The organism is Microbacterium sp. B35-04 (assembly GCF_010634885.1).
Classification (GTDB): Bacteria; Actinomycetota; Actinomycetes; order Actinomycetales; family Microbacteriaceae; genus Microbacterium.
This window is the reverse complement of the sequence record NZ_MWLP01000057.1, coordinates 23529-39424: the sequence shown is the minus strand read 5'-3', so window position 1 is coordinate 39424 and position 15896 is coordinate 23529. Positions and strand designations below refer to the sequence as shown.

Annotated in this window: 14 protein-coding genes and 3 tRNA genes; 5 read left to right on the top strand and 12 right to left on the bottom strand. The window is 71.6% G+C overall.

What is annotated here, in order from left to right:
- Nucleotides 1-263 (top strand): HNH endonuclease signature motif containing protein (locus B1729_RS13615; protein WP_163633233.1); only part of this gene is annotated, 263 nt, incomplete at its 5' end.
- Between the two features lie 331 nt (nucleotides 264-594).
- Here B1729_RS13615 and B1729_RS13610 read toward each other — a convergent pair.
- Both B1729_RS13610 and B1729_RS13605 read right to left on the bottom strand, forming a co-directional pair.
- A complete protein-coding gene (locus B1729_RS13610) occupies nucleotides 595-1194 on the bottom strand; it encodes a GNAT family N-acetyltransferase (RefSeq protein WP_163633231.1) in 600 nt (199 codons plus the stop codon).
- Nucleotides 1191-2615, bottom strand: a complete 1425-nt coding sequence (locus B1729_RS13605; RefSeq protein WP_163618375.1) for a pyridoxal-phosphate dependent enzyme — start codon at nucleotides 2613-2615, stop codon at nucleotides 1191-1193. The genes B1729_RS13610 and B1729_RS13605 overlap by 4 nt, the downstream gene beginning before the upstream one ends.
- A gap of 246 nt (nucleotides 2616-2861) precedes the next feature.
- On the opposite strand from B1729_RS13605, the gene B1729_RS13600 reads away from it, so the two are divergent.
- Entirely contained in the window at nucleotides 2862-3254 is a 393-nt protein-coding gene (locus tag B1729_RS13600) for a rhodanese-like domain-containing protein (protein WP_163618374.1), read from the top strand.
- A gap of 72 nt (nucleotides 3255-3326) precedes the next feature.
- Here B1729_RS13600 and B1729_RS13595 read toward each other — a convergent pair whose 3' ends face one another.
- Entirely contained in the window at nucleotides 3327-4649 is a 1323-nt protein-coding gene (locus B1729_RS13595) for a M20/M25/M40 family metallo-hydrolase (protein WP_163633229.1), read from the bottom strand.
- 200 nt (nucleotides 4650-4849) lie between these two features.
- Between B1729_RS13595 and B1729_RS13590 the strand changes: the two genes are divergently transcribed.
- Nucleotides 4850-5614 carry a GNAT family N-acetyltransferase gene (locus tag B1729_RS13590; RefSeq protein ID WP_163618372.1) on the top strand — a complete coding sequence of 255 codons (765 nt, stop codon included), beginning with the start codon at nucleotides 4850-4852 and terminating at the stop codon, nucleotides 5612-5614.
- Nucleotides 5615-5705: 91 nt separating this feature from the next.
- Here B1729_RS13590 and B1729_RS13585 read toward each other — a convergent pair whose 3' ends face one another.
- From B1729_RS13585 to B1729_RS13565, 5 genes are all read right to left on the bottom strand, one after another.
- Nucleotides 5706-6383, bottom strand: coding sequence for a hypothetical protein (locus B1729_RS13585; RefSeq protein WP_163618371.1), 678 nt, complete (start codon nucleotides 6381-6383; stop codon nucleotides 5706-5708).
- A gap of 108 nt (nucleotides 6384-6491) precedes the next feature.
- Nucleotides 6492-6565 (bottom strand) — tRNA-Met (locus B1729_RS13580).
- A 36-nt stretch (nucleotides 6566-6601) separates the two neighbouring features.
- A tRNA-Thr gene (locus tag B1729_RS13575) sits at nucleotides 6602-6673 on the bottom strand.
- 62 nt (nucleotides 6674-6735) lie between these two features.
- Nucleotides 6736-8811: a M23 family metallopeptidase gene (locus B1729_RS13570; RefSeq protein ID WP_239539641.1), complete on the bottom strand. Its 2076-nt coding sequence runs from the start codon at nucleotides 8809-8811 to the stop codon at nucleotides 6736-6738.
- A 215-nt stretch (nucleotides 8812-9026) separates the two neighbouring features.
- Nucleotides 9027-9830, bottom strand: a complete 804-nt coding sequence (locus B1729_RS13565; protein WP_163633227.1) for an inositol monophosphatase family protein — start codon at nucleotides 9828-9830, stop codon at nucleotides 9027-9029.
- 229 nt (nucleotides 9831-10059) lie between these two features.
- On the opposite strand from B1729_RS13565, the gene B1729_RS13560 reads away from it, so the two are divergent.
- Nucleotides 10060-11646: an NAD(P)/FAD-dependent oxidoreductase gene (locus tag B1729_RS13560; RefSeq protein ID WP_163633225.1), complete on the top strand. Its 1587-nt coding sequence runs from the start codon at nucleotides 10060-10062 to the stop codon at nucleotides 11644-11646.
- A gap of 17 nt (nucleotides 11647-11663) precedes the next feature.
- On the opposite strand, the gene B1729_RS13555 is transcribed toward B1729_RS13560, so the two are convergent.
- Nucleotides 11664-12671: a hypothetical protein gene (locus B1729_RS13555; RefSeq protein WP_163618367.1), complete on the bottom strand. Its 1008-nt coding sequence runs from the start codon at nucleotides 12669-12671 to the stop codon at nucleotides 11664-11666.
- Nucleotides 12672-12921: 250 nt separating this feature from the next.
- On the opposite strand from B1729_RS13555, the gene B1729_RS13550 reads away from it, so the two are divergent.
- Nucleotides 12922-14091, top strand: coding sequence for a M14 family zinc carboxypeptidase (locus B1729_RS13550; protein WP_239525950.1), 1170 nt, complete (start codon nucleotides 12922-12924; stop codon nucleotides 14089-14091).
- A gap of 104 nt (nucleotides 14092-14195) precedes the next feature.
- Here the strand turns inward: B1729_RS13550 and B1729_RS13545 are convergent.
- From B1729_RS13545 to B1729_RS13535, 3 genes are all read right to left on the bottom strand, one after another.
- Nucleotides 14196-14277 (bottom strand) — tRNA-Tyr (locus tag B1729_RS13545).
- Nucleotides 14278-14398: 121 nt separating this feature from the next.
- Nucleotides 14399-15340 carry a PfkB family carbohydrate kinase gene (locus B1729_RS13540; RefSeq protein ID WP_163633223.1) on the bottom strand — a complete coding sequence of 314 codons (942 nt, stop codon included), beginning with the start codon at nucleotides 15338-15340 and terminating at the stop codon, nucleotides 14399-14401.
- On the bottom strand, nucleotides 15337-15837 hold the full coding sequence (locus tag B1729_RS13535; protein ID WP_163618365.1) for an FBP domain-containing protein: 501 nt from the start codon (nucleotides 15835-15837) through the stop codon (nucleotides 15337-15339). The genes B1729_RS13540 and B1729_RS13535 overlap by 4 nt, the downstream gene beginning before the upstream one ends.
- Nucleotides 15838-15896 lie beyond the last annotated feature (59 nt).

The window sequence follows — 15896 nt, the reverse complement described above, 5'->3', positions numbered from 1 at the left end:
GCTGCGGGATGCCGGCCTCGCGGTGCGACGTCGACCACAACGTCGACTGGGCGCTCGGCGGACACACCGAACTCACGAACCTCGGGCCGCTGTGCGAAGGTCACCACACCGTGCGGCACCACACCGACTGGAGAATCGAACAGGTCGCCGGTTTGGGCGGCGCGATCCTCTGGACATCACCCTCCGGTCGTCGCTACCTCGTCGAGCCGGAACGCGCAGTTCCCGTGTTCCGCTCCACCGAAAGCGTCGGCGCCCCCTTCTGACTGCCCGGCAGCCGCGATGCTGCGGGGAGCGCCGCGATTGGGGCCATGTGGGGCTCAGCCTCGGCGACGGCCGTGTGATGCACGCGTGGGATCGCGTCCGCGTCGACGACCTCCCCGCGATCGAGGCGCTGACGCCCCCGGCCGGAGGCGAACCCCTGCGCTGGATCGGATGGTTGGCCCCTCGGGCGCGGACTCGAGGGGGCTCGTCCGCGTACGTGGGACGACGATCCCGCCACCGCAGCGGCCCGGATGCAGGCGGAGCGGTTCGGCGTCGGCTGACGGCCGTCGGCCCGCGGCGTAGCGGCGCAGAGGCGCAGAGGCGCAGCGGCGGTCAGCCGCCCAGCTCGAACCGGAACACGGCGAGATAGCCGCCGCGCGACGCCGGTATGGTCTCCCGCTCGGGCAGCCGATCGAATCCGAGCCGGTGGTACAGGCGCTGCGAGCGCTCGTTGGCGGGGCCGGTGTCGAGCACCAGGGCGGGAGCACCCCACGCACGAGCACGCTCGATCGCCTCGATCATGAGTGCCTCCCCGATGCCCCGGCGCCGGGCCTCGGGCAGCACCGCCAGCAGGCGCAGCTCAGCCTCGCCGCCCCGAGACTGGCGCACGAGCGCACTGTCGGCGCGCAGCAGACTGGCCGTCCCGAGGATCCTCCCCGCGGGGTCGACGGCGACCAGCAGGTCGCCGACCTCCGCACGCGCCGCCGCTCCCCGCAGCAGCGCCAGCCGCTCGGGGTCGGGTTGCGTCGCGCCGGGCCCACCGTGGCCGAAGCCGAGGTAGGTCACCTCTCCGACGCGGTCGAACTCGTCGCTGCGCGCCGTCCGCACCGTGAACCACGGCGCCTCGGTCCCGGAATCGGCCTGGACGTGGCCCCGGGCATGGGCGGCCGTGCCGGAGCCGGCGGCACCGGTCTGCAGCACGTCGGCGGTCATCGCGCCACCGCCAGCCGATCGCTGCGGACGCTGTGCGCGACGAGGGCCTCCCGGGTGATCACGCCGACGATCCTTCCATCGCAGAGGACGGATGCCGCAATCCAGCCCGGATGCGCGGCATCCAGTCCTGCGAAAGCGACGCCGGGAGCGCGCCCGATGCCGACGGTCGGCGGCGCGAGGGAGGCGTGCTCGCGGACGAGGGCGTCCCCGGCGCCCGCGCCGAGCGCAGCCCGCAGGTCGTCGAGAGTGACGACTCCGGCGACGTCGGCGGCCGGAATCGGCGCCTCGCCGTCGCTGCGCCGGTAGACGACGAGCACGGGCGCTGCGGCATCCCGCTCGTCCAGACGCAGCCGCGTGACTGCCTCGGCGACCGTCAGGTGCGCGGCGACCCGGAGCGCGGGCTGGGCGACGAGGTCCCCCAGCGTGGGAGCGTCGCTGTCGTCGAAGACGAATCCGCGGTCGGCGAGCCACTCGTCGTCGTAGTACGTCGAGAGCGCGTTGCGCCCGGAGTCAGGGGCGAGCGCAACCACGACGTCGTCCGGCCCGAGCTGTTCGGCCAGACGCAGCGCCGCGGCGAGCGCCGTTCCGGCCGACCCGCCCAGCAGGATGCCGTCCTCTCGGGCGGCACGACGGGCAGTGAGGATCGCCTCGCGGTCGGTCACGGTGACGTAGTCGTCGACGACGTCGAGGTGGAAGGACTCGGGCCACACGTCCTCCTCTGCCTCGGGATGCACGGTGTGCCCGGCGCCCTCGATGTACTTCGGGCTGCCGTCGCCGCCGGAGTACGACGAGCCGGCGGGGTCCGCGGCGATCACCCGCGCCGCCCCGCGGCTCAGCGTCTTGAGCGACCGGCCCGTTCCCGAGATCGTCCCGCCCGTGCCCACGCTCGCGACGAAGTGCGTGACGGCGCCGCCGGTGTCGGCCCAGATCTCGGGGCCGGTCGACTCCACGTGCACCGCGGGATTGGCGGGGTTGTCGTACTGGCCGGCACGCCACGCGCCCGGAGTCTCGGCGACGAACCGGTCGGCGGCGGCGCCCAGACTGTCGGGGTGGCCCTTCGGCACGAACGCATCCACCAGCCGCACCTCCGCGCCGTACGCGCGCAACAGACGGATCTTCTCGTCGGCGATCTGGCTCGACGTGAAGATCACGGCGCGGTAGCCGAGGTGCGCGGCGACGAGCGCGAGGCCGACGCCGGTGTTCCCTGAGGTCACCTCGACGACGGTGCCTCCGGGCCGCAGCGAGCCATCCCGCTCGGCGGCGCGGATCATCCCCAGCGCCGCGCGATCCTTCACGCTGCCGCCGGGATTCTGGTACTCGAGCTTCACGTAGACGCGCGGCAGCAGGCCCGCGGCGAGATGATGCACGCGCACGAGCGGCGTGCCGCCGATGGACTCGATCACCGACTCGTACAGGACCATGCGCGACCACGCTTTCCGGAGGAGTTCTTCGGACGATACGACCGCGACCTCCTCTCCCATCGCCGCGTGCGTCGCGGGATGCCACACGACGTAGCGAGGCGTCACACGACCGCCGCCAAGCGACGTGCCGGCGACGCCTCGTGACGGATCATGGCGCCGCGTGACGCGGCGATGCGCCCCGATCCACGCTGCGGTCGTAGCGTGACGCCGGCAACCGGCATCCGTTCCCACTCCGAGAGGATCCCCATGACCGACACCACCGAGGCCGCGACACAGCCCACCTACGACGCGCCGCTCATCACCGCCGAAGAGGCCGCCGGCCGCGCCGCCTCCGGTGCGCTCGTCATCGACGTGCGCAGCGACGCCGGCCGCGAGCGCGACGGCGTGATCCCGGGTTCGATCCGCGGCGACCGCGACAACCTCGACGCGCAGTTCCTCCTCGACTCTCCCGAGAAGTTCGCCGAGATCACCGAGTGGGACCAGGAGATCGTCATCGTCTGCGGGTCGATCCGCGGGTCCGGACCCGTCGCCGAACAACTCCGCGCGAAGGGCTTCACGAACGTCGCGCACGTCGACGGCGGCTTCCCCGCGTGGAAGGAGTCGGGTGCTCCGACCGCGGAGGTCGACGCCGCGTCCTGAGCAGTCGCACCGTCGACGCGTCCAACGGATGCCTCGGCCCACCCTCGCGGGCGGGTCGGGGCATTCGCCGTTTCAGGCGGTGCGGAGGATCCGCTCGGTCACCCGCGCCGAGAAGTGGAGCGCGTCGACGGGGATCCGCTCGTCGGCGGCGTGGAACTGCGCGAACACATCGAAGTCGACCGGCACCCGCAGCGGCACAAACCCGTACCCGTGGATGCCGAGCTCCGCGAAGTGCTTGTTGTCGGTGCTCGCCGGCAGCAAGTACGGCACGACGATCCCGTCGGGATCGTGCGCCGTGATCGCCTCCTGCAGCACATCGATGATCGGTGCGTCCACGGGCGCCTCGGTCGCCGACCACCACCGCCCCTCGCGGATGTCGATGTCGTCGCCCGCGAGGTCACGCAGACCCCGGCGCAGCTCGTCGTCCTGTCCCGGGAGGATGCGGATGTCGAGCCGTGCGGACGCCTCGGCGGGGATGATGTTCGTCTTCTCTCCCGCCGACAGCACCGTGGGCGTCGCCGTGTTGCGTGTGGTCGCTCCCACGAGCGATGACACGAAACCCAGGCTCTCGAGATCGTCCGCGAGCGACTCGTCGGTGAAGGCCAGCCCACGCGCCTCGCCGAACACGTCGAGGAAGCGCTGCAGCGCGGGGGTGCGCACCACGGGGAACCGGTGGGACCCGACCGCCGACACCGCGCGGGCGAGCCGCACCACCGCGTTGTCGTCGGTCGGGCGGGATCCGTGGGCGGCGTGGCCGCGTGCGGTGAGCGTCGACCACGCGACGCCCTTCTCGCTCGTGGCGACGAGGTACGCGCGGCGCTCGTCTGCCGGGTCGGCGACGAGCGGCACCGAGAAGCCGCCCACCTCGCTGAGTGCTTCGGTGACGCCGGCGAACAGCTCGGGGCGGTTCTGCACGAGCCAGCCCGCGCCCCACACGCCGCCGCTCTCCTCATCCGCGAGGAACGCGAACACGAGGTCGCGGCGCGGAACGATCCCTTCGCGCGCGAAGTGCCGAGCCACGGCGAGGATGGTGCCGGCGTAGTTCTTCATGTCGACGGCGCCTCGCCCGAACAGGTAGCCGTCCTCGATGTCGGCGCCGAACGGCGGATGCGTCCAGTCCTTCTCCTCGACCGGCACCACATCGAGGTGTGCGTGCACGAGCAGCGCGCCCGCACTCGGATCGCTCCCGGCGATCCGGGCGATGAGTGAGCCGCGACCGGGGCGCGGCTCGATGAGCTCCGCGGCGATGCCGACCTCCGCCAGGCGCTCCTGCACGTGTCGCGCGGCACGGGTCTCGCCGTCGCCGATGGTCGCGGCCACGCCGGTGTTCACGCTCTCGATGCGGATGAGCTCGCGAACGAACTGCAGCGTCTCGTCTTCCAGCTGTGTGGACACGGAACTCCTCGTCGGTCTTCTCAGTGATCTCGGCGCGGTGCAGGTGCGCCCCGCCGACACTAACGGCGAGCCCCGGAACGGTTCTCGTCGGGTGGTCGTCCGACGTCACAGTCGCCCCCCACCCGGGCTGACGGCTCCCGCATTGCCGGGGATGACGAGTCGGTTTTGCGGCTGACGCCGCGCGGGCGCACGCTGGATGCATGTCAGACACGGCCATCGACATCGCAGACCCCACCGAGCGCCCCGAGCCTCAGCATCCGTCCCGCGCCGATGTGCCGCACGCGGATGCCGCGGTGCTCGACAATCCCGCGTGGCATGCGCTCATCGGCCCGCACGCCGGCTTCGCCATCGGCAACGATCTCGTGCGGCGGTATCCCGAAGAGGTCGCCCCCTTCGTCGCCGTGCGGACGTGGGACGACCCGGAGGTGTGGGACGCCCTGCGCGAGCTCGTCGGTCCGGGCGCGCCCGTCGGCCTCTCCGCGGTCGAGCAGGCGTTCCCTCCCGGATGGGAGGACCTCGGCGGCGGCGATGGCGTGCAGCTCGTCGAGACCGAGGCGCTGCAGCCGAGACCGGATGCCGAAGCCGTCGTTCTCGGAGCGGACGACGTCGCCGAGATGCTGGCCATCGTCGAACGCAACCAGCCCGGGCCCTTCCGGCCGCGGACGCACGAGTTGGGCCGGTACATCGGCATCCGTCGCGGCGGCCGGCTCGTCGCGATGGCCGGCGAGCGTCTGCACCCGGACGGCTGGACGGAGATCAGCGCGGTCTCCACGGACGCCGCCTACCGGCGGCAGGGCCTGGCCTCCCGGCTGGTGCTCGACGTGGCGTTCCACATCCAGCAGCGCGGGGACCGCGCGCTCATGCACGCGGCCGCGTCGAACGTCAACGCCATCGCGGCCTACGAGCGACTCGGGTTCGCCCTGCGCAGGCGCACGAAGTTCGCGTTCGGACGCACCCCGGCCTGATCGCGCGGGCGGCGACGTCGGTGGCTGGCGCGCACGGAAAGCAGGAAGCCCCGGAGAATCGGTGAGATCGGCGCCCGGCCCGCCACGTCACTCAGTCGTCGAGCCGACTGACGATGAGCGTGGTGGTCACCTCTGAGTTCGTCACGTCGACAGCGACCTCTGCAGAGGCGAGCGCCCCCTTGTGCTCGGTCGGCGGGATCTCAGCTGAGTAGGCGCGCCCGTCACCCGCACGGGAAGCGACTGTCAGATCTTCCTCGAGCTGGTCGATCTCCGCCTCGGTCCACCCCCAGTACGGGGCGATCCTCTGCAGGTGGGAGAGCGCCGTCAGCCACGCGCCATCCGACTCCAGGACCAGCTGCACCGACTGCACCTCATCGTCCGATGCGAGGACGGTGAACGAGCGGGTCACGTCGACGTGAAAGCTCCCGGCGGGCGCGACGACGATCGCCTGCACGGGAGTGATCGGTTCGGACGTCCGCGGGCCGTCAGGCTCCAGTCCCAGTTCGGTGGCCGTAAGAGAGTCCGGCCCGATGCGAATGCGCAGAGCGCCCTCGCGGGTGAGGTAGTCGATGCCCGGGTCGCCGAGCATGGACATGCCGTCCGGCGCTTGCTGGTCGGCGGTCGCGGGGCGTTCTGGATCGGTCCACCACGAGTTCTGCATGAGGATCGCCGCGACGACGACGCCCACGCAGATCGCAGCGGCGATCGCGGTGGGTATCCACCCCAGCAGACGACGTCTGGAGCGTCGCTGCTGCATTGACGGCGACATCGTCATCCTTCCCGCGCAGCCCTTGTCGAAGCACCGACGTGACCGCCGGGCGAGTGCGAAGCAGAAGAAGAAAGCCCCGGAGAATCGGCGAGATTCCGGGGCGATCCGTAGCAGGAGCGGGGCTTGAACCCGCGACCTCACGATTATGAGTCGTGCGCTCTCACCAACTGAGCTACCCTGCCGCACGGCATCCGTGGTCACTGTGATTGGATGCTGCGAGCCCCGAGTCAGGATTGAACTGACGACCCCTTCCTTACCATGGAAGTGCTCTGCCACTGAGCTATCGGGGCGTGCTGCCTGCGAGCAGGCAACTAGAAGAGGATACCAGAGGCCCGGCATCCTTCCGAACCGGTCAGCCCACCGTGTGGGTGCCGTCGGTGTACTGCTGCAGCCATGGCCAAGGGTCGATGGCCGTGGTGCCGTTCTTCAGGAGCTCGAAGTGCGTGTGGGCCCCGTACGAGCGTCCGGTATTGCCGGTGTGGCCGATCACGGTGCCGACGGTGACGCGCTGACCAGGGCTGACCTGCAGCGAGCCGTACTGCATGTGCGCGTAGTGGCTCGAGATGAGCTGACCGTCGACGATGTGGTCGATGGTCACGTGCACGCCGTAGGCGCCACCGGCCTCCGACGCGACGCGGACGGTGCCGTCGGCGATGGCCTGCACGGGTGCGCCGTTGCCGGGCGTGAAGTCGATGCCCTCGTGCATCCGGCCCGACCGCATGCCGAACCCGTACGACATCGTCACACCCACCGCGAACGGCCACTGGATGTTGGAGTTCGGGTTGTTGCGGAACAGGTTCGAGAAGTTCTTGATGCCGGCCTCCGACGCCAGCTGAGCCGTCGTCGTGGTCGTGTAGTTCCCGCTGCGCTCCAGCGTGTCGTTCTGCACATCGCCGGGAGCCACGTACGCCTGGATCTCCGCCTCGTCGATCACCGGCACGGTGTTGTCGCCGACGGCGACGACGGACAGCGACGCGTCGGTGCCGTTCACCGCGGCGACCGCCTCTGCCGGCGTGGTCATGCCGACCGCCATGAGTCCGACGATCCCCAGCACACCCACCGAGAACGACGCGGTGGTCGCGCGCTTGAAGGCCGCACCGCGGCGCGCCGGGGAACGACGCGCGGCCGTGCGCGGGGCGGAGGCTGCGTCTGCCGCGGGCTGCGCCTCACGCGCAGCCTGCTGGACGGGGGTCTCGCCCGTGAACGCGAACAGTCGCGAGGCGGCCTCGAATTCGTCGACATCGGATGCCGCAGGCTGAGGGATGGGCCCGGTGAGGGGTCCGACCCGCTCGGGGCGCGGCTGCTCCGCGTGCGGCGGTGACGCCGGCGTCTCGGCGGGCCGAGGCGCGGAGGCGGCGGCCGGCGCGGCAATCGTCGGCGACGGGACGTCGACGCGCGACGTAGGAGCGGCCTGGGATGCGACGGTCGGCGCAGGCTCAACTGCGGGCTGCGTCGTGGTCTGGGGCGCGGCCGCGCGCCGGCGCCCGGGTACCGCCTGCGGCGGCGCCGTGGTCTGCCCCTCGGCCTGGGGCACTGCGGTCTGCTGCGCGGCCGTCGTCTGGGGCTCCGCGATCGACGACTGGTGCGGCGCGGCGGTCTGCGGGAGGTCGACCGCCTCGACGGCCGCGGCCGTCGACGCGACGGTGGCGGCCGCGTCGGCCGCCAGAAGCTTCGCGAAGGTCTCGGCGATCCACGTGGAGGCGGTGTCGCCCGCCGGCGTCGCTGCAGCCGGCTCGGTGGCAACGGCGACAGCCTCGACGGGGGCAGCGGCCTCGACGGTGGCGGCGAGCAGTTCGAACGGCTCTGCGGGGACGAGCACCGTGTCGAGCAGCGGCGCCGGCTCGTCGTGCGTCGGCAGCGCCGCCTCGAAGAGGGCCGCCGCGCGCTCCGGCGCGGAAGGCGTCTGCGGGGCGATGGGCGGGACGTCGACGACGGGCTGCGCACCGGTCTGGATGCGGCGGGTGCGACGGCTCGCGTGCTCCGCGGGCGCGGCCGAGGGCGCCGCCGGTACCGCAGCACGGCGGGCGCTGGGAATCACCGGCTCGATGACCGGGCCGGATGTCGCAGGGACATCGACCGACGACGGGGCCGGGGCGGGGACCACGGGCGGCGTCACGGGCGCAGAAGCGGCGACGGGCAGCACGGGGACGACAGGAGCGTCCGCGGCCGACAGGGACGGTCGCGGCGTCACAACGTCGGAAGCCGGCGTCACGTACGACGACGCCTGGGCCTGCGGGGCGGGCGGGGCCGCGGCATCCGTCCGCTTCGCGTCGACCGAGCGACCCCAGACCACCGCGGGACGCTCGGGAGTCGCACTCGCCGCCTGCCGCCGCACAGTGGCACGGCCGGTCCCCGGGGTCTCTTGCATCGCCTGCACAGGCGTCGGAGAGGTGCGGCTGGATCTGCGCGTGGGCGCAGGCTCAGCCATGGGGGAGTCGAAAGGCAAAGCGGAGTCGGGCTCTCGGGTCGTGCCGCGAGGGGGGTGCACGCAGCAAGGCGGTCGTTCGGGCTAGGACCACCTCCGCCGTTCGGGCGGCGAAGGTAACGATCGGGTAAACACTACCCCGGGCGTGCTGGGAATGCCATGTGCGACTTGGATTTCATGACGCGCGTTTCGTGAAAGTTCGATGAGAGGCGCCCGCCTCAGACCAGTCCGGCCGCCTCGGCGAGGCGGTCGAAGATGGCCGGAGTCGCGGCGACGACCAGCGGCCCGCGCGGGCCGCCGTCAGGCTGGGCGCGACCGAATCGCCCGCCCGCCTCGGTCACGATCAACGAGCCCGCGGCGAGATCCCACGGTGCCAGTCCGCGCTCGAAGTATCCGTCCAGACGACCGGCGGCGACGTACGACAGGTCCAGCGACGCGGCTCCACCGCGGCGCAGGTCGCGGGCCAGCGACGGCATCACTCGCGCGATCAGCTCGAGGTCGCCCGGGCGGGTCGCCGGATCGTATCCGAACCCCGTCGCGAGGAGCGCGCCCGCGGGTCCGACCTCGGGGTTGACGGCGATCCGGCTCACCCCCAGCCACGCACCCTCGCCGCGCGCCGCGTGGAAGATCTCGCCGCTGACCGGTGCGTGGACGACACCCGCCAGCGCGGTCCATTCCCGAGGGTCCGGTTCCCCCTGGACGGCCGCGATGCTGACGGCGTAGGCCGGGATGCCGTACGCGTAGTTGACGGTTCCGTCGATGGGATCGACGACCCACGTCACGTCGCCGGCGCCGCGCTCGGCCCCGGTCTCCTCGCCGAGGAAGCCGTCGTCGGGTCGTGCGGCCTTCAGCCGTGCGCGGATGAGCGCCTCGACCTCGCGATCGGCCTCCGTGACGATGTCGGCGAGCGCCGACTTGGTCGCGGCGATGGCGACGCCGGCCTCGCGCCGCACCCGGGCGAGCTCACCGGCTTCGCGGGCGATCTCCATGGCAAGGGATTCGAGGTCGTGCTCGAGGCTCATGCCTCCACGGTAACCGGGTGCAGCTCCGCCCACGCTCGCCTCCGGGTGAAGCGCTGCCCCACAGGTCAACCGCGGCTCTCCAGGAGGTTGGAACGACTCAACCTCCTGGAGAAGCGCGGTTGACCTGTTGGGGCGAGGAGGAGAGACCCGCGTTCGGCAGCGCCTCGGTCCGCCGACGAACGGCGGGCGACACTCGCGCGAGAGCGGGCGGCCTCGGTAGCGTGACCCCATGGCCGCTGCCGTCCGCTCCCCCGTGTACGACGCCGCCATCGTCGGAGGCGGCCACAACGCCCTCGTCGCCGCGGCGTACCTGGCGCGCGCGGGACGAACGGTCGTCGTGCTCGAGCGGCTCGACCATCTCGGCGGCGCCGCGGTGTCGGAGCAGCCGTGGCCGGGCGTCGCCGCACGCCTGTCGCGCTACTCCTACCTCGTGAGCCTGCTCCCCCGCAGCATCATCGACGACCTCGGGCTCGACATCCGGCTGCGACGCCGTCGCTACTCCTCCTACACGCCCGATCCGCACGACCCCTCGCGGGGCATCCTGATCGACACGGCGGATGCCGCGGCCACCGCCGACGCGTTCGCCCGGGTGACCGGCGGCACCGGTGAGGCAGTGCGGTTCGCGCAATTCTCCGAGCGGCTCGAACCCGTCGCCCGGCTGCTCTTCCCGTCGATGACCGAGCCGCTGCGCCGGGCCGGGGAGGTGCGTGCGGCACTAGAGGACGACGGGCTCTGGGAGGCGCTGTTCGAGCGCCCGCTGGGCGAGCTGCTGAGATCGTCGCTCGACACCGACATCGCCCGCGGCATCGCGCTCACCGACGGCCTGATCGGCACCTTCGCATCGGCCGACGACGAGAGCCTTCGACAGAACCGCTGCTTTCTCTACCACGTGATCGGCGGTGGCACCGGCGACTGGGATGTGCCGGTCGGCGGCATGGGCAGCGTGTCAGCGGAGCTCTCGCGCGCCGCGAGAGATGCAGGCGCCGAACTGCGCACCGGTGTCGAGGTGGTGGCGGTCTCGCCCGACGGCGCGATCACGCTCGACGACGATTCGACGGTGCACGCGCGGCTGGTGCTGAGCGGCGTCGGCCCGGCCGTGCTGGCGCGGCTGCTCGCCTCCGGCAGCGCCGGCGGTGCCCCCGTGCCCGCGCCCGAGGGCGCGCAGCTGAAGGTCAACATGCTGCTGCAGCGCCTCCCCCGCCTCCGCGACGACCGGGTGGCGCCCGAGGCCGCGTTCGCCGGCACGTTCCACGTCAATGAGACGATGTCGCAGCTCGACACGGCGCACGCGACGGCGCAGGGCGGCGGCATCCCGGATCCACTGCCGGCCGAGATCTACTGTCACTCGCTGACCGACTCGTCGATCCTCGGCCCCGGGCTGCGAGCGTCGGGGGCGCACACCCTGACGCTCTTCGGCCTGCAGGTTCCGCATCGACTGCTCGACGGACGGGATCCGGATGCCGCGCGCGCGACGCTCCTCGACGCGGCTCAGCGCTCACTCGACACGGTGCTGGCCGAGCCCATCGCCGACTGCCTGTACGAGGCGTCCGACGGGTCGCTCTGCGTCGAGGCGCGGACCACGGCCGACCTCGAAAGCGCGCTCGGGATGCTGGGGGGCGACATCTTCCACGGTGAGCTGTCGTGGCCGTGGGCCGGCGACGGCGATCCACTGGTCACGCCCGCCGAGCGCTGGGGCGTCACCACCGAGCACCCGACCGTGTTGGTGTGCGGCTCGGGTGCGCGCCGCGGCGGCGCGGTGAGCGGGCTGGGCGGCCACAACGCGGCGATGGCCGCGCTCGAGCTTCTGGCGCGCTGACCCCGCCCGGCACCGTGCTACGCGCGCGGCGGCAGCGGCGGCAGTGGCGGAGGCGGCGGGTACCCCTCGTACCCGGCAGCCCGGGTGGGCTGGACCGGAGCGACGTCCTGCGCCGGGGCCGGCGCCGACTGCGGCTCGACATGCGCCGCGGGCTCGATCGCCGTGAACACGTGCGCGCCCGGCGACGGGTAGCCGGTGTAGTACGCGTTCCAGTCGGGCGAGCCGTCGGGAAGCATCGGCAGTGGAGTGACCGCGTCGACGTATGTCGGCCACGGCAGAAGCTCCTGAGCCGCCGGTGCGGCGGACGCGCCCAGGGCCGGACCGGCGGGCGCGGCGAGCGGCGCGTACGCAAACGGCGCGCGCGGCTTCTTCGGCGCGAACAGGACGTTGACGAGCGGCACGAGCGCCGTGCCGAGCGCCGCGAGGATCGCGATGGCCACCACGATGCGCCAGTAGACGCCGGCGAGCGCGAGCCACTCCCCGAACGCCAGCGGGATGATCAGCAGCACCGCCAAGGCGATGACGAGCGTGATGGTGATGATCGTGACCGTGCGGGTGAAGGGCGTGTCGTAGCGCTGGAACGCCTTGAGGTAGAAACGCACGTGCAAGAGGACGAGCTGCAGGATGAGCACGATCAGCAGGAATTGGATGAACCGCGAGAATCCGAGCCAGGGATAGCGCTCCGGCATCCAGATCATGATCGCGCCGAGCAGGAGGGCGATGATCCACGACGCCATGCTCGCGAGTGCGAACCACGCGGGGCGACTCGGCGCGAGGTGCGCATCGAGGATCGCGACGCCGGCGAAGCCCGCCAGCAGCAGGATCGTCAGAAAGGCGCGGCCGACGATGTCGTTCGCGTCCCGCGTGCCCAGCAGCACCCACAGCACGCAGACGATCGCGGCCGCGATGAGTGCGCCGATCGCCACCCAGATGGCAGCGCGCAGCAGCGACGAGCGGGAGCTGTCCGCATGTGCGGCCTGGTCCGTCGTCGGGACGGGCGTCGCATACGGGTCGGGCGCGGTCATGGCGTTCCTCTCGTGATGCGGGCAGAGTGCCTGCACGCCCATCCTGACATGCCGGACCGCACCGTGTGGATGCCGAACCGGGTGGGGACGCGTAGCGCTGGGCCAGTCGTGGAAGCGGCAGCGGATGCCTCTGCCCACGGCGCCTCCGAGCCGTTCATGACACTTCGATGAGAAGCCTCAGCAAGCGCTTCCCTTGCGCAGCGTGATGCGCTGGCATGTGAGGACAACGCGATACAGAACTGGAGATACCGTGCAGAGAAGCAGAAGACTCACCCTCGCCGCGCTCACGAGCGCCGTCCTGGTGGGCACGGCGGGCATCGTCGCCGCGCCCGCCGCGCAGGCAATCCCCGTCAACTCCCACTGCGGAACGGAGTCGGCCGGCAACCGGTCCGCGTTCGTGACCCACGACCAGCTGACGAGGGAGCTGGAGCGGATCGAGGCCACTAGCGGAGGCGTCGTCGACGTCTCGGTCGCCGGCTACAGCAACGAAGGCCGCGAGATCTATCAGGCGCGAGTCGGCACCGGAGACACGGTCGTCCTGGTGCAGTCGCAGATCCACGGGAACGAGAACCACGGCACCGAAGCCCTGCTCTCGCTGCTCAAGGAGTTCGGCGGCAACACGGCGGCTGCGGAGGAGATCCGGGAGAACGTGACGATCGTCGCGATCCCCCGCCTCAACGTCGACGGCGGCGAGCGCGACACCCGGCAGAACCAGATGAGCTGGGACGAGGTCGTCGAGGACTTCCCGCAGCTCGCCGGGGTGGACCCGGCGTGGAACTACCAGCCGGCCGTTCCCGGCTTCGACGTCAACCGGGACTTCAACCCCGACCTGGACTACGTCCCGCTGCCCGAGGACTTCCCCGGCAACAGCGCCGACACCGGCTGGTACATCACGCCCGAGGCCCAGACCGTGCGAGATGTGTACGCGGGCCTCGAGGCCGAGTTCGGCATCGTCGACTACTTCGTCGACCTCCACAACCAGTGGCCGTGCTACGCGCAGGAGGGCACCGGTGACATGTCGCCGCTGTCGATCTCGGCGCGGTTCATCGCCGACCCGGCAGAGTTCGGCGACTGGCCGAACTTCGACTACGACGCATCCCGGCGCGCGAATGTCGCGGTCTACGACGCCTTGCAGGCCCACGGCGAGTCGGCGTTCGGTGACCTCACGCTCTACCCGCAGGACACCAACCTGCCCGGCACTGCGCTGGGCTCGTTCGCTCTGCGAGGCAGCGCCACCATCCTGTTCGAGACCTCGAGCAACACCCAGTCCGACGGGCAGAAGCGCAACGGATTCCTCGCGAAGCAGGTGGAGATCGGAGTCAGGGGCCTGATCACGGCGGTGGCCGACGGCTCGATCGAGTCACTCGACCCCGAAGCGTACGAGCAGATCCCGGAGCGGATCTTCCTCCCCGCCGACTGAGATACAGAAACGTCGAGGGCCGTCCGGCTCGCCCCGGGCGGCTCTCGCCGCAACCGGCCGGAAACGCCGAACGCGCCCCGCTTGCGGGGCGCGTTCCGGTGTTGTGGCGAGTGAGGGATTCGAACCCCCGAATGCTGAGCAGTCTGATTTACAGTCAGATCCCTTTGGCCGCTTGGGTAACTCGCCAGGCGCACCCGTCCGACTTTTCCAGACGACCGGAGGCGCGATCCACAATGTTACTCGTAGATGCGCGAGGTCAGAAATCCGCCCGATCGATAGGCCCGCGGCGTCCCGGGATCGCGGTCCTCTAGGTGCCGATGTGGTCCAGATCGATGCCGCCGAGTGCGCTCGGAGTGCGCAGCAGCGCTCCCTCGAAGCGGCACGTGGCGGCCGCGGCATCCATTGCGGAGTGCAGCACCGCCGCCCACTCGCCGGCGTCCACCGGCGTGCCGTGGACGAGCGCTGCGACGGTCGCGGCGAAAGCGGCGTCGCCGGCGCCCATCGTGTCGACGATGCGTCCCGGAAGGTTCGAGATCGGCCGTGTGACGACCGCCTCGCCCGCCTCGATCGTGGCGCCGGCCGCCCCTTCCGTCGCGAGCACAGCCCCGGCGCCGAGGTCGATGAGGCGGGCGCGCAGCACGTCGAGGCGGTCGCCATACAGCAGGGCAGCGTCGTCCTCGCCGACCTTGACGAGCGCGGCCTCGGCCGCCAGCCGTTCGAAGCCGCGCACGAACTCGGCTTTGTCGTGCAGCATCCCGGTCCGCGGATTCGGGTCGACGGCGACCGGCACTCCGCCCTGTCCCTCGCTCCGCGCGAGCGCCCGGGCCTGCGCGATCGCGTCGGCCAGCTCGGCCGCCTGCTCGGCGTCGTCGAACGCGAAGCAGCTCACGACCACGAGATCGGCATCCGCGAACGCCCGCCGCTCGTCATCGCCGAACCGGATGCGTCGCCGCTGCGCCGCCTCGTTGAACTCATACACGGGCTCGCCGCCGCCGGAACGCGTGCTCACCGCACGCGCCGTGCCGAGGAGCGACGGCGTCGCGATGAGCTCGACGCCGAAGTCGGCGAGGTAGCGCCGCACGCGGGACGCGGGCTCGTCGTCACCGAGCATGGCGACGAGGATGGCGGGCACGCCCAGCCGCGCGAGCCCGACGGCGACGTTGAGCGCCGCTCCGCCGACGAACTCCCGCACGCCGTGATCATCGCGCAGCTCGTCGATGAGCGCGTCGCCCACCACGACGACGGTCATCGCGCCACGCCCGCCGTCTCGAGCACGCGGCCGACGAAGGCCTCGGTGCGCCGGCGGGTGCCGTCGATCTTGCGGTCGACGCTCGCCCGCACCTCGTTCGGCGCGAGCGGGGCGGCGAGCCGCACGTTCTCGTGACACGACAGGTCAGCGCAGATGTACGTGCCGACGCTGTCACCGTGCGCGCCTGCCTCTCCCGCCTTGCGCGCCGTGTACATCACGACCTGGTCGGCCGGCTGCATGGTGTGGCACAGGTTGCAGAGCGCGGCGCGTGCGTGCGACGCCCCTTCGGCGCCGCGCAGCACGATGGCGACGGCCTCGCCGTCCACCTCGGCGACCAGATAGCCGCGGCCCCGGGTCCGTGGATCACGCCACGCCAGGAAATCGAGGTGATCCCAGTCGGTGAGCAGGAAATCGGCCGGCAGCGTGACGAGCCGCAGTTCGTCGGACGTGGCGTTCACGAACGACGAACGCACTTCTTCTTCGGTCAGTGGGCGCATGGCACCTCCTCGCCCGCCCAGTCTACGAATGACGGTCCCCATGCCCACCCCCCTCGCCG